This is a genomic window from Peribacillus sp. FW305-BF15, from assembly GCF_058783805.1.
This window is the reverse complement of sequence record NZ_JBYSYV010000012.1, coordinates 101714-126409: the sequence shown is the minus strand read 5'-3', so window position 1 is coordinate 126409 and position 24696 is coordinate 101714. Positions and strand designations below refer to the sequence as shown.

Here is a 24696-nt window from a genome sequence, read left to right as displayed (position 1 = left end):
GGGGATGTAAAAGCCTAATCCGCCTGTGCACTTTTCCTTAAACTCGTTAGCTGTACTGACCTTTTTATAGAAATAAACTACTTCTTACACGAGAAGGTATAGGTATCGGATAAGCCTTGGAAAATTTCAGTCTTTGGATACCAATTCAGTAATTGCCGTGCTTTCCTGTTATCAAGACAGCTGTGTTTAATATCACCTGTTCTTGCGGCTGAATGGACTGTATTCACTTTTGAACCATGAATTTGTGTGAGCATATCCAAAAGTTGATTCACTGACGTTTTCTGAGCAGTGCTGACCTGGATCGTTTCTTGATTTCCCCGATTCACTGAAGCGATGTTAGCATGTACTATATCTTTCACATATATATAATCACGAGTTTGTTCACCATCACCGTGAATGCTTAAAGGCATTCCCTTTTTGAGTTTTTCTAAGAAAACTGCGACGACTCCGCCTTCCCCTTTTGCTGTTTGTCTCGGCCCATAAACATTTCCATAACGGAGAATCGTGTAGGGGAGCCCATAAAGCTGATTAAACAAGCGGATATATGATTCGGCCGTCAGTTTTGATAATCCATAATAAGAAATGGGTCCTGTCTGGTCATCTTCAGAAATCAAGTCTTTCTGTAAATTTCCATATACCCCTGAGGTAGAAGAAAAGATCAGTTTACTTACAGCCGATTTATGACAAGCCCGAAGAATATTGATCGTTCCATTGATATTCACATCAGCATCATATTGTGGTTCGAGTATGGATTGGCTCACATCCGCCTGTGCAGCCAAATGGAAGACGACATCTGGCTTTTCTTTAACAATGATCTGACCAGCGACCTCGCTGCATATATCTTCAGTATGGATGATGGCATTGGGATGTACATATTCCTTGTGGCCGGATATCATGTTATCCAATACATGTACCTCGGCACCATTTAAGATAAGTTCTTCAACGAGATGGGAACCAATGAACCCAGCTCCACCTGTCACGATAGCCTTCATACATCATACTCCTTTTATATGTTTTTAGTAGTGTATGTTATACGGTCAATAATGGCTTAAACAGTTACCTAGCATTTTCTAAAAAAGATGGGAAAAAGAAAAGATGCTGACACCATCAAGGGGTAGCATCTTTCTGGAATTATTTATTTCTCTTTTTGAAAATTGCGTTTTCATATACACCTAGCACCTTTTGGACAGCTTTATCGGGTGACCAATATTCCAGTCCCCATTTTTGGGCATTGGATCCAAGGTTTTTCATATAGGGCTCATTCTCCAATAAATATCGGATATGCATGGTTAACATCTGTTCATCCCCGGCAGGTGATAATACACCCGTAATTCCATGTTCAATGATTTCCGGCACTCCACCCACATCACTGGCAATGACAGCTTTTCCGGAAATTTGCGCTTCTATTACAGACAAAGGCTGATTTTCCATCAATGTTGGAAGGACTAAGATATCTGAAAGTGATAACAAATAAGGAACATCATCCCGTCTTCCAAAAAAGAATACGTCATTTTCCAAGCCCGAGGCTTTGCTTTTATTTATTAATTCTTCTTGCATAGGGCCGTCCCCAACTATCCAACAAACCCAATCATTTCGACTCTTTTTTAATTGAGAGAGTGCGCCTAATAAATGATGCACTCCTTTAAACTCAGAAAGTCGACCTGTATATATAATCACTTTCTTGTCGGTTGGTCGTTGGATTGCAGTTTTTTCATCCATTCTTTTAAGGAAGGATTCAGTATCGTAACCATAGTGGTATACTTTAAGTTGTTCTGCGGGTACATGGAACTCGCTCGTTAAAGTATTCTTTAGCCACTCATTTGCCACGATTGTAATTTCAGCAGACGTTGCCCCTTCAAATTCGAGTTTATCAAAATATTCACAAGCTAGGTTGGATGTTGGGGTTTTATGAATGTGGGTGACATAATGCTTCATCTCATGAGCAACGCACCCATGAAGGGTAGCGACTAAAGCTGTCGTGTTGGGTTTTATCCGATTTATGCAAACAGTCGAGAAAACATCTTGAGTATGAATTAAATCGTATTTTTCCAATCCTAATTTATGAACACCTAACTTATAAAAATAACGGAGAAGCTCATAATATTTGACCACAGGATCTACATGTATAGATGAGTAGTGTTGTTCTAATAATTTTGCTGTACGTTTAGTAATCAGTTTATCTTTTTCTATCCTTCGATTTTCATTAATAATGTGTACATAGTTATGGCCTTCACCATAGCCTAGTAAGTCGACCTCATGTCCAAAAGACTCAAGCTTTTCTTTTAATTGCTGCATATAGTTCCATATCCCACCCACATGTGGAGTCATCCAAAACGTGGCAAGCAGTATTTTCATGAATATATCTCCCATCTGTTAGTACTTAGAAGTTAATCATTACATGTTCTTTTTTATATAAGTATTCAGCAAAAAAACTTGTGTTATAGACGGATGTCTTCTTAGCATAATATTCTTTATACCGAATATTTTCAAATGAAGAAAAGAACTAAAAAAGAGTGACTGCTAAGTCATTCATGTTTGTTATGCAAGTATCATAATTATAAAAACCTGGAAAAGCTTTTATTCTCGCCTTTTAAGTGTTTGAAAAGAATATGTATTTATTAAACTAAAAAGACAAAAAAAACAGCGAGCTCCAGTAAAATAATGTTACGGGCTCGCTATATATTATTTGATATTGCTCTCAACATAAAAGGGTAAGAAATTTTGGGTGAATGGTCAGTTTATCATCTTTGTATTATTAATCGGAGTATGCAGCGGCGTTAAGGCTTTCAGGGCCTGTACGAGTTGGTATCAGAACTATCCCTCCTGGTATACTGATGAACGCTTGATATACTAAACTTCCGGGGTTAGGTGGTCTATAGTCAGCACCAGTTACAGTTATTATTCTTCTAGAAGCAACTCCTAATGCACCGATAACTGGTGATGTTTCTGTTGCTGAATAGACAAGGACACGTTCTGGTCCAACGCCTCTATAAATTTCAATGGTAATAGGTACGGCAGCAGTAACTAAAGAGCTAATAGCAATGGTGGCGGTGAAATGAACTCGAAGGTTAGGTCCAGCACCTCCTGTGGTTAGGCCTAGTGTTGCAAAAAGCGCGGGCGTTGAGGAAAGTGGAATTGCGATCCAGCCACTGATACTTATGTTCTGCGATATTTGAGCGTCTAAAAATGTTCCCATAATGTACACTCTTTTCTAATAGTATATTCTAATAAATTAATAGGATTCTGTTTTTGTATGGACAAGTTAACCTGTTATATAAAAATAGTAATAATTTTATTTAATTGACTGATCTTTGGTCTTGTAATAGTCTCATTTATACTTACTTAGAATAATGCAATCAAGACTATAAAGAGGGCGAACTCATCAAAAGGGGAAAACTGCCCGCCAGAATTCCTTATCTTATTTGTTTCAATGTTTCTAATTAGTTATGCTAACAAAAGAACCAAGCTTCTCATGAGCCTAATAGCTTTTGTTTTTCATTTTGAAACTCTTCTTCAGTAAGGTAGCCTTGTACTTTCAATTCTGCTAACCTCTTAAGATCTTCAATATGATTGGAACTATTTATTGGGATATAATTAAACAACACCAATATTTGATTTGTACCTGTGCGATCAAGCACCCGATACCCTTGCTTTGCTTTTGTCGCTATTCCTTCACCATTTGGCATGCAGTACCCATTAACTTCGCAACTGCCATCATCTCTAACTAACAGTTTTCCTAACAGACCTATGGCTATCCATTCAGGTCTGCTACTGCGAGGTTTGTATTCAACGGCAGCATCCCAATCAGGGTTTAATACAGGCTTAAGTTCTGTGCGTTTCGGCACGACTACATTGCCTCCAGCGTCTAATACAGGAGGAAGTACGGTTTCTTCGTACAAAATTTCACCCCATTCTGTAGTCAAGTACTTGTGTTTCCATCGAAGCTCGCCACCATCTGCTAAGAAGGCAGGGGTTGCGCTTGAAATTCCCAGAATAAAATCATCTTGACCATTTGCTATCCGGACTTTATCCTTTTCCAAAGTAACGAAGTACCCGAATTCGATGGGGTTTCCATCGGTCGTTTCGAACATTTCCGCATAATCTGCTGCCGGAGTTGTGAAGGTTCCGTCAACTTTTACATTTCCGTTGCTTAAAATCTTGGCAGCCAAACCAGGAGTTGAGGCATTAATGCCATTTGCCAGGTACCAAGAATACGGCAGCTCGTTTGCTGCACCGAATTGTCCCATGACATGGACGCCTTCCAAAAAGTTAGCATTTGTTGATTGTCCTTCTGTGTGGGAAAAGAAACCAGAAGCAACCGAGTTTACACCTTCGGCATGTGAGGTGAAACCATTCGCGATGGTAAGAGCACCTTCAGCGTGAGAATTTTGGCCGAGCGCTTGAGTTTGATTTCCTTCAGCGTGAGAAAGGTCTCCTGAAGCGATTGTACGCTGCCCCTCCGCGTGCGCAAAAATACCGCTGGCAATCGTCAAATTTCCTTCAGCGTGTGAGGCTCTTCCGATAGCAAAAGTCTGATCTCCTTCGGCATGCGAGGATTCACCTTGAGCTCTAGTAGCTTGTCCCTCCGCATGCGAGACTAGGCCGCTTGCGATTGTGTTTTCTCCCTCTGCATGGGAGGCAATACCCGAAGCAGTCGTTACATTTCCCTCTGAATGGGCATAGAGGTTCAAGGCGCTTGTGCTTGATCCCTCCGCATGGGAGGCATAACCGGAAGCTAAGGTTGAGCTACCTTCTGCATGGGCCGTATTCGCACTAGCTATCGAAAAATATCCCTCCGCGTGTGAGGCTACACCTTCCGCCACCGTGGTCGAACCTTCCGCGTGGGAAGAACTTCCATTAGCATTGGTCAAATATCCTTCAGCATGGGAAGCCACCCCTGCAGCCGTTGTGTTAGATCCTTCGGCATGAGCCACATCAGCTGTCGTTTCTGTCTGAAACCCTTCTGTATGAGAAGCGTTTCCACCTGCAATTGTACTACTTCCTTCAGCATGGGAAGCCACCCCGTTGGCTATTGTATCGATCCCTTCAGCTTCTGAACAAACTCCAATAAGATTTTGATTACATCCATTCGCCATAAATTTATCTCTCCTAAGATATAAATTTTTTAATTTCTCGTTACGTACACCAACAATTAAATGAAATGCTTAAAATGTTTTGGCCTTCTCATTAAATATGGTGAAAATAACCTAATTCAAATAAAAAAATTCCTCACTTACCCCTTTTTATGATAGGTACTAAATGTTAAAGAATGATAATTATAAAGAAGAGGTAGTACGCAATGTTTTCGTTATTATTGTATGCATCAACTACTTATCGATATGGACTAAACATTCAATTCCGGTGACTTTACATTTGGATTAATGTGAAGACGTTTTAATAATTAATAAATCTCAGCAGAATTTGCCCTTTTGTTATTAGAAGGAGGGAGCAGCCCATAGCAACTGGTGGGGAGGAGGCATATTGTAATAAAAAGGCTGCGTCTATGATGCACCCAATATTAATAAAATTACTATGTATTGGAAGATGTTGAAGCGGTCGAATGATGAGTATTAAGTGATTTATATGAGTTGAGGCCATTTTAACCATAAGATATTAAAGACGAATATTAACATCATTAACGATTGGATGAGAAATCTATGAATCAAAAAGGGAAATTAATAATCACAGGGGCTAGTGGGTTTACAGGTCAACATGCATGTGCACATTTCCTGAAATCAGGATATGATATTACGGCGATTTCACGAAAAAGGATGAATATCGAAGGTAGGATCCATGCGGAATGTTGTGATCTGATAAATGGAAATGACGTATATAACCTCATCAAAAGGACCAAACCCAAGTACCTTCTACATTTAGCTGGACAGAGCCACGTTGGGGAATCATGGTCGGAACCCGTTTCAACCCTGGAGGCGAATACCATGTCCACTGCATACTTAATTGATGCCATCCGTAAAGAAAGTCCGGATTGTAAAATCGTGATAGTTGGCTCAGCTCTTCAAATTGACCCCAGTTCCATCTCATCAATTCCCCATCCTTATAGTTTAAGTAAAACACTTCAAGTTCTTATAGCACAATCATGGGCATTTTTATATAACATGAACATCATGATTGCAAAACCATCCAATCTTATTGGACCTGGAGTGTCCAATGGTGTTTGTTCCATTTTCGCAAAGAAAATTGCAGAGATGGAAAAGAAGGGAATGGAAAAGGTCCTTGAGGTCGAAAATCTGGAAGTCCAACGTGATTTTCTGGATGTAAGAGATGCAGTGAGGGCTTATGACCTTCTATTGACTAGGGGGCAGTCTGGGGAAACGTATGATGTTGCTTCAGGTTATAATCGTTCTTTAGGGGAAATCATCGAAGGCTATAAGTCGATAATAGCAGATGAAATAAAGGTGAATTCACAAAGAAATGATCTAATCGAAAATAAAATGGCAATCGATCCTATTAAGCTAGTGAATTTAGGGTGGAAGCCAAGTATCCCACTTGAATCATCTTTGATGGACACCCTTTCCTTTCAGCGCAGTTTAAAGGAAATGTGATGAAAATCATTTGAAGGCGTTGGTTAAATACTTTATTAAAATGTTTTTAAGGAGGATAGGCAATGGAGCCGAAAGTATCAATAATTATTCCATTTTATAATTGTTCATATATAGATCAGGCCATTCAAAGTGCGCTTGATCAAAACTATAAGAATATAGAGGTCATAGTTGTAGATGACGGTTCGACAATTTTTACAGAGAAAATCCAGCCGTTCTTGGAAAAGATCCGTTACTTAAAAAAAGAGAACGGAGGAACAGCTACAGCATTGAATCATGGGATACGAGCAGCTACGGGAGAATATATCGCTTGGTTAAGTTCGGATGATTATTTTCTACCTGAAAAAATTTCTAAACAAGTGTCTTTTATGATTAGCCATCAAGCAGAAGCAAGCTTTACAAATTATGATTGCATTGGTAACGAAGACCAATTGTTATTTACTTGGCATGGAAAACGCTTTAAAGACATAAATGAAGTGTATCATACTTTTTTACTTTATAATGCAATAAATGGTTGTACTGTTATTATAAAGAAAGCCGTTTTTGATAAAGTTGGTTACTTTAATCCTTATCATCGATATACACATGATTATGAAATGTGGCTTAGGTTATTAGTAAACGGCTATAAGATATATTATTTAGATGAAGCCTTAACGAAATTCAGACTGCATGAAGAATCGGGCACAAGAAAATTCCAATTGGAAATGCAAGAAGATATGGTTACTATTGAGAGCCATTATCGACCACTTCTTATGAAAAATATGGAAAAATTATAAGAGCAGCCTTTATTTTGATATAAAGAATGGAGGAAATCATTTATGTCTGAAGATCATCTGGACATTTTTATGTCCCAAAAACAGGGGGAACAACCTTAAGTGCAATCTTCAGAAAACAATATAAAGCTAATGAAATATTCGATCATGACTCTTACGAATTCAAGATTAAAAAAGTTGATCAATTAGGGGTAGAGGAAAAGAGAAAAATAAAAGCTGTAGCGGAACATTACAATTATGGAATACATCAGCATTTTTCAAAACCCTCTAATTACTTTACGATGTTCGTGATCCAGTTGACCATGTCATATCCTTATATTACTTTTTACAAAACTATAATACAGGATATGAGAGAGAAAGGGACATGACCCTAGAGGAATTTGTATTAAAAGATCCTGAAACCCAAAATCATCAAACAAAATTGGCATGTGGTGATCCTGAAAATCCTGACATTACAAAAGCCAAGGAAAACTTAAAGACATTTACTGTGGTGGGAGTCACTGAGTTGTTCAATGAAACACTTTTTTGCCTAAAAAAGGAATATGACTGGGATGATATTCATTATACAAGAAAAAATATTACTAAAAATCGCTTGGCCAAAGAAGAAGTGCCATCGGAGCTAATAAACTTGATCAGAAAATATAACGCATTGGATTTTGAATTATATGATTATGCAAAAAAACTACTTTGTGAAAAACTTCAATCACTTACAGCAGAAGAACAACGGCAATGGGCAAAGTTCAAATTGGAACAGAGTGCCTTAAATTAGTTCCTGATTGGATAGTCAATAAGAAACCGTCGGAATGAAAAAATTCCGGCGTTTTTTTTTACTTGGAGTTTACTCCCAGGGATTCCAGCATATTGATGAAATTTTGAGCATACAAATCAGGACTAAAATGAGTTTTGACGTGTTCAAGGGCATTTGACCGGATACTTTCCCTTATTGCCTTGTTATTCATTAATTCTTTTGCCTCTCTGACTGCATTATCGATATTTCCTAAAGTGTAAAACTTTCCGGTTCGATTATGAATGATTGAGCTCCTTACCCCATCGGAATCCGTCGTCAGCACAGGGCACCTGCAACTCATCGCTTCAAGCAGTGCGTATGGGGCTCCTTCCACTTTTGAGGTAGAGCATAAAAAGCCTCCTGAATCGCCGATTAGGGAATAATAATTGGCCATTTGGGAATTAGGGACATTTGAGTGTACGGTAAGATTTTTGCTCAAATTTAATTGTGTAATTAATCTATTAAATTTCACTCTTTCATTAGGGACACTTAAAGTGGGATCTTCAAACATAAGTAACTGTAAATTTGGATAATAATTGTGAACTAGCTGATACCCTATTTGAAGAAATTCCCTCCAATTTTTGTTATCTTCAATTCTGCCGATCCATGCAATTTTCCTAACGCCATCTAAAGGTAATGATCGGTATGAAAACTGACTTGTATCAAAACAATTATTGAAACTGAATTTGGGAACAGAAGGGTAAAATTCATCTAATAATTGCATGATGTGTGGAGTTTTTGGATTAAGAAATCCATCAGCATAGGCATTGACCTGTGGAATGGCATTTGAAAGCGCTCCTCTTGCTACATGTTTGGGACCGTATCCTTGAATTTCTAATATCATCTTTCCTTTATAACCCAAGGCTCTAAATCTTGCTAAAGCTTGGAAATCTGAAACGACAACGACAGCGCTATATTTTCCATCCTCTAAAATTTTTTTGATTTCGCTATCATTGTTCGATATAAATGTTGGTCCAATGTGATTATTTAAAAGTTTTTGTTTTCTTTTGTTTTCATAATAAAGAAAATGAGCATTGATATTGAATTTTTTCAGAGCGGAAAATCGTTGTCGGTTTAAGGTTTCCACCCCACCGCTTGGAACGTAAAAAACAAACAGTATATTCATTCTTCCTCCTCCTCAAACAAAATGAAGCATCAGGACTATGGGATAAGGTTGAATCATATTAAGGCAACAAGGTTCTATTGATTCATCCTTTTTAAAGAAATTTAAACACATGAATTATATATATGATTCGACGAGCGATTATATCTAAGTTATTCAGATTATACTTGCCATTTTAATTCTGGTTCATGTCATATGAAGGAATATTACATATCTTAATAAGATAGAAATAAACATAAGAATGAAAATACACAGTGAGAAAGTATTTGTATAGAAAATATAAAGCTGATTATTAGGAAGGCGGTTCACATATGTCAAAAGTATCTATTGTTGTTCCGTTTTATAATTGCCCCTACATTGATGAAGCATTGGAAAGTTTGATGAACCAAACATATAAAAATATTGAAATTATCGTTGTGAATGATGGCTCTACAAAATATTCAGATAAAATCACTCCGTATCTAGATAGAATTATATACATCGAAAAGGGAAACGGTGGAACAGCGAGCGCATTAAATATGGGCATCAAAAATGCGACAGGCGACTATTTTTGCTGGCTCAGTTCAGATGACATCTTTTACCCTGAGAAAACAGAAGTTCAATTGGACTTCATGAATAAAAATCGAGCGTTATTTAGTTATACTTCTTATTATTGTATAAATGAAAATGGGAACGTTATCACTCCCAGTTTAGGTATACATCTGCCTAATAAATTAGATTTGATTAAAGCAATGAGCAAGGGAAATATTATTAATGGCTGCACTGTAATGATGAATAGGAAGATATTTGACCTAATTGGAGTGTTTGATGAAACACTTCCATATACTCACGATTATGATTTATGGTTAAGGATCGTACAAAAATTCGACATAAAGTTTTTGTCTCAGCCTTTATTACTTTATAGGGTTCATCCACAAATGGGCTCGAACAAGCATGCAGTTAGTATCAAAAAAGAAACTTTTATCGTTGTTAATCGACACCGAGCTAAAATGAAACAATTAATGTTAAAACAACTTGGAAAACAATAATTATTCAGATTGAATGTGCCACTAGCCTTGATTTGCTATAGTCGGAAGTCCTTGTGTTTAAACAAGGGCTTTTTTTCTTTTTTAATCGAAGAAATTTAATTATTTTTTTTACTATCAGGTTAGGAAATTAAGTCTTGTTTAAGCCGATGAATCCAGGAATGGTTGGCCATCAATTCTATGGGAATCGGTTATGTGAATTTTTTGACTAAATGTATAAGTCTATAGCAAGTAAGGGTTTTTTTGCATAGCATATAGAAATCAATCTCTTGCATTTCCGATATGTGGTTGTTGATTTTTTTGAACATGACTTTTAAATATTGAAAAATCAATATTTTTTGTAAAGTATTACTTAAATCAAATTTAAGACGAGCATCAGTTTTATGTTGATATGTTAAACAAAAATAAAAAGATACCTCCCAAAAATGTATTTTGCAATGTGTTTAGGATTGTCTACAATGCGACAAAGCACCTTTAAGATAAAAGAATTATGTATTTAAAAAAGGAATCGTTTTGTAGGAGGAAAACATGAAAAAGCTCATCATATTCGCGTTTATTGGTTTTTTGGCTCAATTAATTGATGGATCCTTAGGTATGGCATATGGGGTTACTTCAACATCCCTGTTGTTGACATTTGGAATTGCCCCTGCTGTTGCTTCAGCATCCGTACATCTGTCCGAGGTAGTGACTACTGCTGCTTCTGGTATTTCCCATATGAAATTCGGGAACGTTGATCGTCAAGCGCTTTTAAAATTAATCATTCCTGGTTCAATCGGGGCATTTGCAGGAGCGTGTTTTTTGAGTAATTTACCAGGAAATGCAGTAAAACCTTATATTTCGATTTTTTTGTTAATCCTTGGCGTATATGTACTTTTTCGTTTTTTAATTATATCCAACACAAGAACTGAAATGAAATCAATTAATATATCAAGAAAAAAATCAATCGTTTTGGGGTTAATAGCCGGATTTGCAGATGCAACCGGTGGGGGAGGATGGGGCCCGATTACAACTCCAGTCCTTTTATCCCAAAAAGGTGTTCCTGCTAGAAAAGTGGTGGGTACGGTCGATACGAGTGAATTTGCTATTGCTGTTTCTGCCACGTTAGGGTTTCTTATTGCATTAGGCTGGCAGGATGTGAACTGGTTTTGGGTCATTGCACTTATGGCAGGGGGAATAATAGCAGCACCCATCGCTGCCTGGATCGTTACAAAATTGCCATCTTATTTATTGGGTGTCCTTGTAGGGGGATTTATTATTTTAACCAATGCACGTACGTTGATTAACACTTGGACGTTTCTTGATCATTGGTCTCTCGTTATTTATATGCTCATATTAATTGGCTGGATAATTTCTTTAGTCCATGTCATCCGAAATAACAAAAATCCTGTTCCATAACTTAAGAATAAAGGGGAGATTCTATGGGTCAAGATGAGCACATCCATCATCATTCATTTTCTATTACGAAAGAACATAGGCAAGCTTTACATGGACATAAAAGCTTGATTCTTTGGTTTACAGGTTTATCAGGTTCAGGGAAGTCAACCATAGCGAATATGGTCGAAGGAAAACTCCATGAGAAGGGGATCTCGACATATATATTGGATGGAGATAATTTACGGAATGGATTAAATGAAGATCTTGGTTTTAGTTCTGAAGATCGCAAGGAAAATATACGCCGAATCGGAGAAGTTGCCAAAATTTTTGTGGATAGCGGTATTGTGGTATTAGCCACGTTTATTTCTCCTTATATTAGTGACCGGGAAGCTGTCAGAAAAAAGGTGAAACAGGGTGAATTTCTTGAGATATATGTCAAATGTCCTTTAGAAGCCTGTGAGAAACGAGATCCCAAAGGGCTATATAAGAAAGCTAGAATTGGGGAAATTACACAATTCACAGGGATTTCAGCCCCTTATGAAGAACCGGTAATCCCTGAAATCATTATTGAAACAAGTCAATATTCTATTGAAGAATGTGCGCGGCAGATCATGAACTTCTTAAAAGTTAATGATCACTTAGGCGATGGCAATATTTAAGCCTGAAAAGGTGACAATGGAACGTACAAATGATCGAGGTGTAATATATAAATGTTCAAAGAACCATCATTGAACCACATGGAGGCAAGTTGATTAATCGTGAATTAGCAGGAATTGATCGAGAAGAATATTTGGAAAAGTGCAAATCCCTTTCGCCCCTTACTATCTCAAAATGGATTATTTCGGATATGGAAATGATTTCAAATGGGTTTAGTCCGCTTATTGGATTTATGGGGGAAAAAGATTACCAGAGCGTATTAAAATATAGTGCATCTGGCAAACGGATTACTATGGACGCTTCCGGTTACTCTTCCTGTAACAAAGGAAGAGGCGAAAGTATTAATGTGGGGGATGAAGTGGCTCTATATAGTGATGAGGGAGAGCTGTGCGGGGTCATTCAGGTAGAAGAAATGTTTGAATACGATAAAATGGAGGAAGCTAAACTAGTTTATAAAACAATGGACGATAATCATCCTGGGGTGAAAAAACTATTTGAGCAAGGGGAAATCTATATTGCTGGGTCCATTTTTTTAGTGAATAGGCCCTCACATAAACCGTTTGAAGAATTTTATATGAGTCCAAACGAAACTAGAAAAATGTTCAACGCCTTAGGTTGGAGTACTGTGGTCGGTTTTTAAACTATTAATCCAGTGCATCGGGCACATGAATACTTGCAAAAAACGGCATTAGAAACGGTTGATGGACTTCTGTTGAATCCACTAGTAGGTGAAACGAAAAAGGATGATATACCAGCTGATGTCCGGATGGAAAGCAATCAAATTTTATTAAAATATTACTATCCATTGGACCGGGTCCGTCTTGCAATTTACACAGCCGCTATGCGTTATGCAGGTCCAAGGGAAGCGGTCTTTCATGCGCTTGTTCGAAAGAATTATGGTTGTACACACTTTATTGTCGGCCGTGATCATGCTGGGTAGGAAAATATTATGGAACGTATGATGCGCAAGAAATTTTCAGCCAGTTTGAACCTAAAGAAATAGGTATTAAACCATTGTTTTTTTGAACATAGCTTTTACTGTGGAAAATCTTTGAATATGGCTTCGTTGAAGACATGCCCTCATTCTGCTGACGATAGGTTCATTTTAAGTGGAACGAAAGTACGGGAAATGCTGCATGAGGGTATTACTCCACCACCGGAATTTTCTCGCCCAGAGGTGGCAGAAGTACTTATTAAGGGCATGAAGCAAAAAGGGGAAGGCTAACCAAAAGGCACAACTACTATCCTATCGAGTATCATACGAGGAGGGATTAAGCCTTTGTTTGGTACAGTGCTTTATCCAGCAAGTCTGAAAAGCCGTCTGTATTTTACTATTTCCGCACCAATCCATTGGTTACCCTCATTATACAAATAAATTTGTACAACCTGTACCTTTAATTTCTTGGAAAATTGATATGTATCCCCTTTTTGGCATAAGATCCATCCAATAGTAGTATAACATCCATTTTCGTTCTGGACTTTTTACACAGTCTAAATAAGGGGATAATATCATGCGCAAGTGGAAGTAGATATATATTTTAAAAATTGATGATATCCTAATCCCATAAAGCTAGTGATTTTTTAGAGTCGAGATTGTAGTTGACGATCTTTTGTAATGTCCCATATAAAAAAACTGTACATTGTTTAATCGAGGTTTTTTTTATTTCTTTTAATTATCTCATCGACGATATCAATCCCAATATTTGTATATTTCCTTTATCCAATTAAAATCACCACATGGTGCATCTATCATTTTTTTATCTGAAGTTGTTTTATTATGCTTGGTAATTCCTGAATGAGTGCTTTGGTTTGAGTAAGTGGTGAACCTGATCTAGATACGGACTCAGAATTTCTCCACCTGTTTTTCTTATAAATATTAGTAAATAGCTCTGTCATTTACATTCTCACCTTTCATCATTTTATTAATTTATAAAGAAATAAATAAAACGACATGACTCGAAAGGGTGATCAGTAAAATCTAGAAATCTATTTTGAATTTGGCAAAGTACCAATCATCATCATATTTTCGTTTTTGAAAGTAAGCCCGTCGCTGCTTTTTAACTCCATCAAGGAGTACTTGGGATTCAATCGGGTTTGCTTTTACATATATCATGAGTTTTTTGCACTTCTGGATGCGGTGAGTATTAAAATGAGAGTAGGCCATCCTTAATAAATTATAATAAACTTCATCATAGCTAACTTCATAAGGGTGAGCTTTTCTAAACAAGTGGATTATTTTAACATTAGGCAGGGCGTGGCAGCGAAATCCAAACAGCCATAGCTTAATAGAAAGCTCAACATCTTCATGTCCCCAAGTTTTAAATCCCGTTTCAAATCCGCCGACATCTTCAAACACTTTTTTTGAGATAATAAAACATCCTCCGGGTAATACGGCAGTTTCAAAGAGGCCATTTTGTTTAGCGTTCCATTTAATTCTGAGGTTTGACTTTAAGGTCTGACCATAGCCAATGAAATCGGAATTGCCAAACGAAGCGATTGCTGGGGTTACTGCATCAGATTTTCCTGTAAGCAGGGGTTCTACAATATGATCGATCCATAAATCTTCAAACTGTAAATGGGCGTCGCAAAAAATCAGGAATTCTCCAGAAGCTTTTGCTGCTCCTAAATTTCGTGCACTGGCAGCTCCAATGCCATCTGTTTCAAAGAGCTTAACCTGGTTTGCGTAATTATAGGTAGTAAGAAAATCACAGCAATCATCTGATGATCCATCGTTTATAATAATCACTTCGAAGGAATAATCTGTATTAACTGAAAATAATGAATCGAGAGTGTTTTTCACATTTTCCCCTTCATTTTTGGCTGGGAAAATTATTGAAATTAAAGGATGGGTTTTCACTTCATTTTTCTCTCCTTTTGTAACGAATTATTATGAAAACATCAAGGACTGTGAAATTGATGTTAAGAGGGGGATTATCACAATCCTTGATCTTCGGTTGAAATTGATTTTAAGGTTTGTAGTTCAATGAGTTAAAGTGAGGGTACATATACTCAAAATAATGGTTATTATTATTAATGCCTCCTAAAATTCTTAAAAGGATCTATCGCTGTTTTTTGCGCTCCGGAATGTAAATTATATAAAGGATGATTTTTATAAAACATATCTAATGAAAATGAATCTGTATTAGTTTTGTTAAATTTAGTTTCTGGGTAATCCTTTTTTTGATAGGATGACATGATCCCGGAATTATAATTTTGTTGAGTTTGATCAAATTCCGTGTAACTCGGTTTATTTAGGGGAGAGGATATTTGACAATTTGATGTTTGCATATTAAATTTTTGGGTTGTATTTTTTTGTTGGTTTGTTTCATTCGAGAATCGAAACGCACTTGGTTGATTAATTACTTCTTTGCTATTAGGCGAATAGAAATTTCCCATATTAACACGAGTATTTCCAACTTGCTGTTGTATTCCATTATTATTAAAAGGTCTTTCCATTTTTCCTGTTGCTTGCAAATGATTTTTTTCTCGTTGTTTAATATATTTTGTTCGTTCATCTTTATCATGTATTTCTTTTGCTTTTTGATCATTTACCGTTTTGTTTATATTTTCTATTTTTTGTAAATAATTAATTTCTTTATCTTTTAAATCTATTATGGAACTGGTTAAGTTCTTAATTTCCTGTTGATGTTGGCTTTCATTTTCCTTTAAATTGATAATCGTCTTTTCTAAATTATCAATCTCCGTTTTATATTTAATTTCCTGCTTAGAAACAAGAGCAATCGTTTGATTCAAATGATCGATTTCTTGTTGATGTTGATTTTCATTTTCCTTAAAATTTATTATCATTTGCTCTAGGTTTTCAATTTCGGCTTTATATTTATTTTCTTGCTCCGAAACAAAAGCGATCGTTTGATTTAACTGATCGATTTCCTGTTGACGATGATTTTCATTTTCCTTTAGATTGATAATCGTCTGTTCTAAATTATCAATCTCGGTTTTATATTTATTTTCTTGCTCCGAAACAAGAGCAATCGATTGATTTAACTCATCGATTTCTATTTGATGTTGATTTTCATTTTCCTTTAAATTCATAATCGTCTGTTCTAAATTATCAATCTCGGCTTTATATTTATTTTCTTGCTCCGAAACTAGAGCAATCGTTTGATTTAACTGCTCGATTTCTTGTTGATGGTTATCTTCATTTTTCTTAAATTTAATAAGCATTTGCTCCAGGTTATCAATTTCCGCTTTATACTTATTTTCTTGCCCAGAAAAAAGAGCAATCGATTGATTTAACTGTTCGATTTCTTGTTGATGGTTATCTTCATTTTCCTTAAAATCAATAATCATTTGCCCTAGGTTATCAATCTCGGCTTTATATTTATTTTCCTGTTTGGATAGGAGGTCGATCGTTTGAGTATAATTTTTAATTTCATGTTTAAAGTTGTCGATAACTTGTATATGATGATTTTCCTTTTCGGAAAGTTCAATCATGGCTTTTTCTAATCTTTCAATCTCCACTTTATATTTATTTTCTTGTTGGGATACAACGCTAATCGTTTGATTTAACTGATCGATTTCTTGTTGATGATAGTTCTCTTTTTCCTTTAAATCTATAATCATCTGTTCTAAATTCGCAATATCCACCTTATATTGACTTTCCTGTTCCGATAGTTGGCCGATCATTTGGGAATAATTTCCAATTTCATGTTTAAGGTTGTCGATAACTTGTGTCTGTTTTTCTTCTTTTTCGGAAAGTTCGATCATGGCTTTTTCTAAACGTTCAATCTCCACTTTATATTTATTTTCTTGCTCCGAAACAAGAGCAATCGTTTGATTTAACTGATCGATTTCTTGTTGATGGTAGTTCTCTTTTTCTTTTAGGTCGGAAATCATCTGTTCCAAATTCTCAATGTTCACTTTGTAATGACTTTCCTGTTCGGATAGGTGGTCGATCGTTTGATTATATTTTTCCATTTCCTGTTTAAAGTTTTCGATAACTTGAAGATGATGATTTTCCTTTTCGGAAAGTTCGATCATGGCTTTTTCTAAGCTTTCAATCTCCGCTTTATATTTATTATCTTGTTGGGGGACAACGCTAATCGATTGATTTAACTGATCGATTTCTTGTTGATGGTAGTACTCCTTATCCTTTAAATCGGAAATCATCTGTTCTAAATTTGTAATGTCCACCTTATATATATTTTGCTGTTCCGATAGTTGATCGATCATTTGAGTATAATTTTCATTTTCACGTTTAAAGTTTTCAATAACTTGTGTCTGCTGCTCTTCCTTTTTGGAAAGTTCGAACATAGATTTCTCTAAATTTTCAATTTCGGCTTTATATTTATTTTCTTGTTGGGTTACAATGCTAATCGTTTCCTTTAACTGATCGATTTCTTGTTGATGGTCGTTTTCTTTTTCCTTTAGTTCGGAAATCAGCTGTTCCAATTTCTCGATATTCACTTTATATTGACTTTCCTGTTCGGATAGGCGGTCGATCGTTTGCGTATAATTTTCAATGTCATGTTTAAAGTTTTCGATAACTTGTATATGATGATTTTCCTTTTCAGAAAGTTCGATCATGGATGTCTCTAAATTTTCAATCTCCGCTTTATATTTATTTTTTTGTTGGGAAGCATCGCTAATCGTTTGATTTAACTGATGGATTTCTTGTTGATGGTAGGACTCTTTTTCCTTTAGATCGGAAATCAGCTGTTCTAAATTAGCAATGTCCACCTTATATTTATTTTGCTGCTCCGATAGTTGATCGATCATTTGAGTATAATTTTCATTTTCATGTTTAAAGTTTTCGATAACTTGTTTCTGCTGCTCTTCCTTTTCGGAAAGTTCGATCATGGATGTCTCTAAATTATCAATCTCCGCTTTATATTTATTTTCTTGTTGGGTTACAACGCTAATCGTTTCATTCAACTGCGCGATTTCTTGTTGATGGTCGTTTTCTTTTTCCTTTAGTTCGGAAATCAGCTGTTCCAATTTCTCAATATTCACTTTATATTGACTTTCCTGTTCGGATAGGCGGTCGATTGTTTGCGTATAATTTTCAATTTTAATTTTAAAGTTTTCGATATCTTGTTTCTGCTGCGCTTCCTTTTCAGTAAGCTCAATCATCGATTTCTCTAAATTTTCAATCTCTGTTTTATATTTAATTTCTTGTTGGGAAGCATCGCTAATCGTTTGATTTAACTGATGGATTTCTTGTTGATGGTAGGACTCTTTTTCCTTTAGATCGGAAATCAGCTGTTCTAAATTAGCAATGTCCACCTTAAATTGACTTTCCTGTTCGGATAGATGGCCAATCATTTGGGTATAATTTTCAATTTCAAGTTTAAAGTTTTCGATAACTTGTTTCTGCTGCGCTTCCTTTTCAGTAAGTTCAATCATCGATTTCTCTAAATTTTCAATCTCTGTTTTATATTTAATTTCTTGTTGGGAAGCATCTCTAATCGTTTGATTTAACTGATGGATTTCTTGTTGATGGTAGGACTCTTTTTCCTTTAGATCGGAAATCAGCTGTTCTAAATTAGCAATGTCCACCTTAAATTGACTTTCCTGTTCGGATAGATGGCCAATCATTTGGGTATAATTTTCAATTTCAAGTTTAAAGTTTTCGATAACTTGTTTCAGCTGCGCTTCCTTTTCAGTAAGTTCAATCATCGATTTCTCTAAATTTTCAATCTCCGTTTTATATTTAATTTCTTGTTGGGAAGCATCGCTAATGGTTTGATTTAACTGATGGATTTCTTGTTGATGGTAGGACTCTTTTTCCTTTAGATCGGAAATCATCTGTTCTAAATTAGCAATGTCCACCTTAAATTGACTTTCCTGTTCGGATAGGTGGCTAATCTTTGAAATGTAATGATCAATTTCTTTCTTATATTTTTTTATATCTTTTTTATGATGCTCTTCCTTATCTGAAAGTGCTTTTTCTAAATGATTCATCTCCACTTTATATTGCTTTTCTTGATCGTATAAAAGATCAATGGTTTTAGTAAGCTGATTCATTTCATTTTTATAATTCATTTCTTTTTCGTTGAGAGATTGAATGGTTCCTCTTAACTCTTGAATTTCATTTTTGAAAATATTTTGCTCGTGAAAATAAAACATAACTTTCTCAACTAATTTCTCAATCTCTAAATTTATGCTTTGTACATCTAAGTTAGTTATTTTTTTATTGACTGGAGCAAGAAGGGATTTCACCTCTGTAAGCCCATCCGCCATTTTTTGAAAACCATCGTGGCTTTTATTTTCCTCATTTTTAACATAATGTTTTTGAGCAGACTCATAATCTTTAACTTTCTTTTGAAGAGAAGCAATTTCACTTTGTAATAATTTATTCTTATCTTCAAGAGTTTTTATGTCGTTATTTTTCTTTTCGTCGTTTATTTTGGTTTCTTTAAAGTACTGTAGTTCAGCCTTATATTTCTTAATTTCTTCTTCCAATTTCTGAACTTTGGTTTCTGCACTCTTTCTTTCATGTTCCTTCCGATTGATTAGTTCTTGATATGTTCTTTGTTCATTTACCATTTCTTCATTGTGTTTTATTAGTTTTCTTATTTTCTTTTTACTATAATCGACTTCGTATTCATTAACTTTTGATTTGTATAGGGAAAGTTCAGATCTAAGATGAATGATCATTTGCTGAAGTTGAACTGGAGTTATTTTATTCAATTTGCTTTTTTGAATTTCATTGGCTTTTTCATCATCTGTGTACAAAATAACCACTCCTTATTTTTGATCACGTGTGAACAGGCGCAATCTCCAGCCATTACTAATAAGGAATCAATTAGACAGGTTGAGATTGAGCGACTGTAAATGACCAAGAAGTTCCTATGCGGAGATGTTTATCAAGATTTTTATGGGTGTGGAGTACCGTTCGTCAGAGTGTTGGTGTTGCTTCATGATTAGGAACACTGCGACATCCAAATCATTGTAGGGGTAATGGTAAACAAAAGAAAATTCCTCCTCATAAAATGATCATCTTGACCGAAAAATCTTTGATTTCAATTTTTCAATATTCATGTGACTGGTTTTAATCAAATATTGATCCCTTTATAAATGATTCCATAATAGTTATATGTACCGTATTTCAAAAAGGTGATTATATTTATCACCTTTTGATTCCCCTCATAAAATTCATTTACATGGATGGAGGCACTACATTTCCTTTTAATATGGTATACACAAACTTACACAAGGAATTAGAGTTTGCCGAGTGTATTCTTTATCATTTCTTCATTCCTCTTACATATTATAAATATTGGGTGATATAAGGGTTGTGGGAAAAGAGCCGTACGGTATTAATTAATCCTATTAAATAGTAAAGCTGCTACCAGGATTAACAAAAAGGGGGATACATAAATGGACATTAAAGTAGAAGTGGGAGATAAGGGGGCAGGAACCATCCCCTATGAGTCTCTCCCGGCATTTACTTATCTTTTTAGGGAATTGGGTTTTGAAGTGCAGCCAGATACTGAAAATCAGAAAGTACAATTATGTTCTGCATTGCATGGTAAAAGGATTGTCATTTCATCCGACTATGATGTTAAATATAACACCTTTAGAAAGCACTTTCTAGAAAGGAAGGTGTTGGAGTATATTCAAACATTCCTATCTGCATGCGGGGCAAAGGTGATTATTATGGATGAAAAGAATGAATCAGAAAGGGCTGATTTTCATGTATACTTTTCACTCTTTGAAATTCCAGGAATAAAAGAGCCCATTCTTGAATTAGTTCATAATTCGAAATCTGCTAATAAAAAGTTATTGGATATTTTTCAATATGAATGTAAAAGGACTGGAACAAAATTTAAATCTAATGAGGTAGTCAGAAACGCAAATAACCCTTTTATTAATATACAGATTATGTATCCTGTTTTTACGGATGAAGATTTTTGGGGGAAACTTGGTGAGAAATATGCGATGTCCATAACTATAGGAATATTGGCTAGATTTCACGAAAGCTCACCATTATCTGTTTTGTCATTAGTTCCAATTGAAATTTTCTCAAACATGTTTATTCATTCTGAAAAAACTGGGATAAATTTAGAGCCTGCCATGCAAAAAGAAAAAAGTTTACCAGAAAAGAAAAAGTTTTTATTAAAGAAACCAACTATTACTAAAAGAAAAGAAGCAGAAGTGTTTTTAGATTATCATATTTTTATTGAAGAACTTGAAGAACGTAACAAAATCAAGCTTATTGGAAATCTTCATATTAAAAATATAGGTACGGAGGTTTTGCGGAATCCAGTTATCTGTCTGCGTTCCAGCCCTTCAGAAAGTATAAAAATATCTGGGCAAATATTGCCGCCCAATGTTGCCGAAACTTTGGGTGTCATGAAAAATGAAGAAACAAAAGGGTGGCAATATATGAATGAGGAATGGTTTGAAGAAATGGAGAAGGGTGAAACCTGGATATGTCCAATTCAATCTAAACATATAAACCCTAGGCAAACAGAATCTTTAACTAACTTACAAATAAGCGTCCTTCAACCTGAAGAAAACAGCAATATTCGTGTAGAGGCTTTTGTATTTTTTAAAGAACAAGATCTGGAAATCAGTTCAAGTAATCAAATTTCCTTATTATTAACGAAGAAACGATAAGGTGATAGATTTAATGGCATAGGAAACCGGGGGTGGGAGTGGGGTGATTGAAGGAAATTATCACTTTGAGAAATACTTATTAGATAATAGGAAAGTGATAAAATTATTGGACCAAGCGATCAAACAGAATAGAGGCTTTTCTCTTGCTCGTTTTGGAATCGGTGAAATAAGCTATTTAAGCTATCCAGCTAATGGATTACTTGTACAGGAATTTAAACGGTATGAATCTTATGCGGGAGTATCACATGCACCTGAGATAATCAGGAGGGAATTGGTCCGGTCATTGCGGGATGCCGATATTGCTGGTTTGATAGCTCCTTGGCGGCTGGATCCTTGGGCAAAACAAACTCGAACTGTACTTGAACAACTGAAGTTCATGCCTACGAAAGCTTGTTGTGCTTGGATCATGCAGAGCCTCTTGGACGAGGGGACATTATGGCCATGGCTGAGTAATAAGAAGGTATTTCTTGTTGGACGCCGTTCAAAAGAAGCAGAAATCGTTTTTAGAGAACAAGGCATACAAATTACTGGCAGTATAGGTTTAGATGGGTATGACGAGTTAATTAGAGTACAAAATGAGCTCCAGTCTAATCAGGAGTGGGAAATAGCATTAATTTCCGCTGGGATCCCGGCAACCATTTTAGCTCCAAGAATTGCAAAATTGACCCAGAAGGTTGCCATTGATTTCGGGCATGCCCTTGATATGATTCTTGATGGAGAAGAATATAAACTTTCCGACTTAGTAAAAAAGTGGAATGATCAGTTTTCCTAAATTGGAAAACAAAAATTAATTTAACATTGTAGGGAAATAAAGAAAAAATAATACTCGCAAATTCAACCTTGAATTCATAAAGGAAGAGGTGCGAGTATCTTATTCACTAAATTCAGTTTACGAATTTTAATTGTATCGGAAAGACTTTTTTTCCTGTTAGTTGGAAACATTTTAAATCAGGGGTCGAGTTTGCAAACGAAATAATAAGGTGACCTACCTCAGGGTAGTTATTTAAAGTAATATCTCCTTCTGACGGATAAGCACTATCTGTTGGGTGGGAATGGTAGATACCGATAAAATCTTCGTTCCTCCTATCGATAAGTTCAAATACATGACGAATTTGATCTAAATCCATCGAGAAGGAAAAGGAGCTCCTATTTACATTTTCCATTGGCCAAATTGTTTCTGCAATCCCATTTCCCCCTGAAAGCAGTCCACAGGCTTCATAAGGAAGTTCTCGTTTACAATGAGAAATCAATTTTTGCCTAACATGATTGGTCATGTGAAAAGTACCGGATATTACACCTTGATCATTTGTTTTTTCCACAACAACCTTTTGCCCGTACTGGCCGAACCTGGAGGGCTGAGGGAGTGAATTGTTGATGTTGTTGAGCGGGCTGCGGGTTAGGCATTCCTAATTTTCTTCTTACTTTACGTCTTAGCTTATCAGATGCCATTTTTTTCTCTCCTTTTATAGGTATGCTCTATAAATATGAAAACATGAATCTATATGTAACCTAATAATTAATAAATGGGTGGCCTAAAATGGGGGATACATTTATTAAGTGTTGAAGTAAATGATGGAATTAGACTTACTTTACAAAAAAAACCGAGAGATTAATATCCCTCGGGTTTTTAGTATTATACAGGGAAACGATCGCAATCTCCTACTTCAACCTCTAATCCAGAGTTAGCTCCTTCTGTCAGAGCGATAGTGACGTTTGTAGTTGCACCAGTTATTAAAAGTGTAGCAGCATCTGCTAAAGGATCAGCATCAGTTAGAGTTAGTGTGAATGTCGCATTTTCCGGTACGCCTCCGGCTGGTGTTATAACACCGGTACCAGTTGCAGTAAGCCCAGTTACTAATCCAGTAACAGGATCTGTAATACATGTAGGCTGAGCAAAGTCATTGGCTGTAAACGTGAAGCTTTGTTCAATATCAGCACCTGGGGTTCCTGTTGGAGTAGGAGTAGGCGTAGGTCCTAATGTATCGATGAAGGTAACTTGAATCCTGCTACCGGCAAGGTTACATTGGTCACAAACCAGGGCAGTAAAATCTAAGTTTCCTGTTGTTGGACCACCTAGACCGTCTTCCAATACAATGATGGATGCTACTCCATCGAATTCTGCTGAACCTTGGCAGTCGCAGTTCAATGTCGGGAAGAAGGTTGGGCATTGTTGAGGGAATCGTGGTGTTGGGCACACGAAGCCTTCTTCTTCAATTGGAATAACTGGACGCGGTCCACAGAACTTAGCCTCGACTTCTAGCTTAACCTCAGCCTCAACTTGAACATCTTTACACATGGTCACATCAAGTACAACCATATCACCAAGCATTTGATTTAAAACAACTGTACATTGAACATCGAAAATATTACAGTTGATTTCTGTTCCCTCTGGGAAACATAGGATTACTTCATCCATGAAACTAACAGGTACTACGAAATTACACCCTGGCAGTGGTGCTCCATTGCAAAAGAATATAACGCGTATATGGACATGGAAGGCAAGGGAAACAATTTGGGCACCCGGGACACTAGGAATGTTAGCTGGAGTGGCTCCGATAAAATCACAGCTTCGTGTACCAGCTACTTCCGAACAAGTAGCTGTTATAGTGTTACCTTCATGACGTGCATCTTCAATTGCTGCAAAACATTCCTCAGGTATTTGAACTTTATTGCGATCACGATTTGTTAGAACAACCCAGTCATATACTTTTGTAACACGAATACATTCAGGTCCGATGGGGTTCGGTACCACTTGTCGGCCCTGAATAGATTTGACGTTCCTTTTTTTCATCAAACATCTTTCCCTTCAGTA

Annotated in this window: 18 protein-coding genes and 1 pseudogene; 10 read left to right on the top strand and 9 right to left on the bottom strand. The window is 36.2% G+C overall.

Annotated features, from left to right (window positions below; all coding sequences use genetic code 11):
* Positions 1 to 77 precede the first annotated feature (77 nt).
* The 4 genes from AC3WLU_RS14835 to AC3WLU_RS14820 all read right to left on the bottom strand — a co-directional run bounded on the left by AC3WLU_RS14835 (position 78) and on the right by AC3WLU_RS14820 (position 5096).
* Positions 78 to 992, bottom strand: a complete 915-nt coding sequence (locus AC3WLU_RS14835) for an NAD-dependent epimerase/dehydratase family protein (RefSeq protein WP_492597483.1) — start codon at positions 990 to 992, stop codon at positions 78 to 80.
* 139 nt (positions 993 to 1131) lie between these two features.
* A complete protein-coding gene (locus tag AC3WLU_RS14830) occupies positions 1132 to 2355 on the bottom strand; it encodes a glycosyltransferase family 4 protein (protein ID WP_492597482.1) in 1224 nt (407 codons plus the stop codon).
* 400 nt (positions 2356 to 2755) lie between these two features.
* The gene (locus AC3WLU_RS14825) at positions 2756 to 3196 is read right to left on the bottom strand and encodes a hypothetical protein (protein WP_492597481.1); all 441 of its coding nucleotides are present in this window, start codon (positions 3194 to 3196) and stop codon (positions 2756 to 2758) included.
* Between the two features lie 274 nt (positions 3197 to 3470).
* Positions 3471 to 5096: a peptidase G2 autoproteolytic cleavage domain-containing protein gene (locus tag AC3WLU_RS14820; protein ID WP_492597480.1), complete on the bottom strand. Its 1626-nt coding sequence runs from the start codon at positions 5094 to 5096 to the stop codon at positions 3471 to 3473.
* A 561-nt stretch (positions 5097 to 5657) separates the two neighbouring features.
* Here AC3WLU_RS14820 and AC3WLU_RS14815 point away from each other — a divergent pair.
* The 3 genes from AC3WLU_RS14815 (at position 5658) to AC3WLU_RS14805 (ending at position 8102) form a co-directional block, all read left to right on the top strand.
* A complete protein-coding gene (locus AC3WLU_RS14815) occupies positions 5658 to 6563 on the top strand; it encodes an NAD-dependent epimerase/dehydratase family protein (RefSeq protein ID WP_492597479.1) in 906 nt (301 codons plus the stop codon).
* A 62-nt stretch (positions 6564 to 6625) separates the two neighbouring features.
* Entirely contained in the window at positions 6626 to 7336 is a 711-nt protein-coding gene (locus tag AC3WLU_RS14810; protein ID WP_492597478.1) for a glycosyltransferase, read from the top strand.
* Between the two features lie 304 nt (positions 7337 to 7640).
* Positions 7641 to 8102: a hypothetical protein gene (locus AC3WLU_RS14805; protein WP_492597499.1), complete on the top strand. Its 462-nt coding sequence runs from the start codon at positions 7641 to 7643 to the stop codon at positions 8100 to 8102.
* Between the two features lie 58 nt (positions 8103 to 8160).
* Here AC3WLU_RS14805 and AC3WLU_RS14800 read toward each other — a convergent pair whose 3' ends face one another.
* On the bottom strand, positions 8161 to 9246 hold the full coding sequence (locus AC3WLU_RS14800; RefSeq protein WP_492597477.1) for a glycosyltransferase family 4 protein: 1086 nt from the start codon (positions 9244 to 9246) through the stop codon (positions 8161 to 8163).
* A gap of 308 nt (positions 9247 to 9554) precedes the next feature.
* On the opposite strand from AC3WLU_RS14800, the gene AC3WLU_RS14795 reads away from it, so the two are divergent.
* From AC3WLU_RS14795 to AC3WLU_RS14775, 5 genes and pseudogenes are all read left to right on the top strand, one after another.
* On the top strand, positions 9555 to 10271 hold the full coding sequence (locus AC3WLU_RS14795) for a glycosyltransferase family 2 protein (RefSeq protein WP_427524727.1): 717 nt from the start codon (positions 9555 to 9557) through the stop codon (positions 10269 to 10271).
* Positions 10272 to 10796: 525 nt separating this feature from the next.
* Positions 10797 to 11663 carry a sulfite exporter TauE/SafE family protein gene (locus AC3WLU_RS14790; RefSeq protein ID WP_063576057.1) on the top strand — a complete coding sequence of 289 codons (867 nt, stop codon included), beginning with the start codon at positions 10797 to 10799 and terminating at the stop codon, positions 11661 to 11663.
* A 23-nt stretch (positions 11664 to 11686) separates the two neighbouring features.
* On the top strand, positions 11687 to 12301 hold the full coding sequence (gene cysC, locus AC3WLU_RS14785) for an adenylyl-sulfate kinase (protein WP_492597476.1): 615 nt from the start codon (positions 11687 to 11689) through the stop codon (positions 12299 to 12301).
* A 47-nt stretch (positions 12302 to 12348) separates the two neighbouring features.
* Positions 12349 to 12939: a hypothetical protein gene (locus tag AC3WLU_RS14780; RefSeq protein WP_492597498.1), complete on the top strand. Its 591-nt coding sequence runs from the start codon at positions 12349 to 12351 to the stop codon at positions 12937 to 12939.
* A gap of 12 nt (positions 12940 to 12951) precedes the next feature.
* Positions 12952 to 13524, top strand: a pseudogene (locus AC3WLU_RS14775) (hypothetical protein).
* A gap of 753 nt (positions 13525 to 14277) precedes the next feature.
* Here AC3WLU_RS14775 and AC3WLU_RS14770 read toward each other — a convergent pair.
* Entirely contained in the window at positions 14278 to 15156 is an 879-nt protein-coding gene (locus AC3WLU_RS14770) for a glycosyltransferase family 2 protein (protein ID WP_492597475.1), read from the bottom strand.
* A 173-nt stretch (positions 15157 to 15329) separates the two neighbouring features.
* A complete protein-coding gene (locus tag AC3WLU_RS14765; RefSeq protein ID WP_492597474.1) occupies positions 15330 to 19997 on the bottom strand; it encodes a hypothetical protein in 4668 nt (1555 codons plus the stop codon).
* Positions 19998 to 20642: 645 nt separating this feature from the next.
* Here AC3WLU_RS14765 and AC3WLU_RS14760 point away from each other — a divergent pair.
* The gene (locus tag AC3WLU_RS14760; RefSeq protein ID WP_492597473.1) at positions 20643 to 21884 is read left to right on the top strand and encodes a hypothetical protein; all 1242 of its coding nucleotides are present in this window, start codon (positions 20643 to 20645) and stop codon (positions 21882 to 21884) included.
* Positions 21885 to 21927: 43 nt separating this feature from the next.
* The gene (locus AC3WLU_RS14755) at positions 21928 to 22656 is read left to right on the top strand and encodes a GT-D fold domain-containing protein (protein ID WP_492597472.1); all 729 of its coding nucleotides are present in this window, start codon (positions 21928 to 21930) and stop codon (positions 22654 to 22656) included.
* A 112-nt stretch (positions 22657 to 22768) separates the two neighbouring features.
* On the opposite strand, the gene AC3WLU_RS14750 is transcribed toward AC3WLU_RS14755, so the two are convergent.
* Both AC3WLU_RS14750 and AC3WLU_RS14745 read right to left on the bottom strand, forming a co-directional pair.
* Positions 22769 to 23203: a M67 family metallopeptidase gene (locus AC3WLU_RS14750; protein WP_492597471.1), complete on the bottom strand. Its 435-nt coding sequence runs from the start codon at positions 23201 to 23203 to the stop codon at positions 22769 to 22771.
* A 314-nt stretch (positions 23204 to 23517) separates the two neighbouring features.
* Complete coding sequence (locus AC3WLU_RS14745; protein WP_492597470.1) at positions 23518 to 24636, bottom strand: BMQ_0737 family morphogenetic spore coat protein; 1119 nt, start codon at positions 24634 to 24636, stop codon at positions 23518 to 23520.
* Positions 24637 to 24696 lie beyond the last annotated feature (60 nt).

Excerpts from the sequence above, each read along its gene's own strand:
- AC3WLU_RS14800 (WP_492597477.1), bottom strand. The coding sequence starts at position 9,246 with ATGAATATACTGTTTGTTTTTTACGTTCCAAGCGGTGGGGTGGAAACC.
- AC3WLU_RS14820 (WP_492597480.1), bottom strand. The coding sequence starts at position 5,096 with ATGGCGAATGGATGTAATCAAAATCTTATTGGAGTTTGTTCAGAAGCT.
- AC3WLU_RS14790 (WP_063576057.1), top strand. The coding sequence starts at position 10,797 with ATGAAAAAGCTCATCATATTCGCGTTTATTGGTTTTTTGGCTCAATTA.
- AC3WLU_RS14835 (WP_492597483.1), bottom strand. The coding sequence starts at position 992 with ATGAAGGCTATCGTGACAGGTGGAGCTGGGTTCATTGGTTCCCATCTC.
- AC3WLU_RS14760 (WP_492597473.1), top strand. The coding sequence starts at position 20,643 with ATGGACATTAAAGTAGAAGTGGGAGATAAGGGGGCAGGAACCATCCCC.
- AC3WLU_RS14815 (WP_492597479.1), top strand. The coding sequence starts at position 5,658 with ATGAATCAAAAAGGGAAATTAATAATCACAGGGGCTAGTGGGTTTACA.
- AC3WLU_RS14830 (WP_492597482.1), bottom strand. The coding sequence starts at position 2,355 with ATGAAAATACTGCTTGCCACGTTTTGGATGACTCCACATGTGGGTGGG.
- cysC (WP_492597476.1), top strand. The coding sequence starts at position 11,687 with ATGGGTCAAGATGAGCACATCCATCATCATTCATTTTCTATTACGAAA.
- AC3WLU_RS14795 (WP_427524727.1), top strand. The coding sequence starts at position 9,555 with ATGTCAAAAGTATCTATTGTTGTTCCGTTTTATAATTGCCCCTACATT.
- AC3WLU_RS14825 (WP_492597481.1), bottom strand. The coding sequence starts at position 3,196 with ATGGGAACATTTTTAGACGCTCAAATATCGCAGAACATAAGTATCAGT.
- AC3WLU_RS14810 (WP_492597478.1), top strand. The coding sequence starts at position 6,626 with ATGGAGCCGAAAGTATCAATAATTATTCCATTTTATAATTGTTCATAT.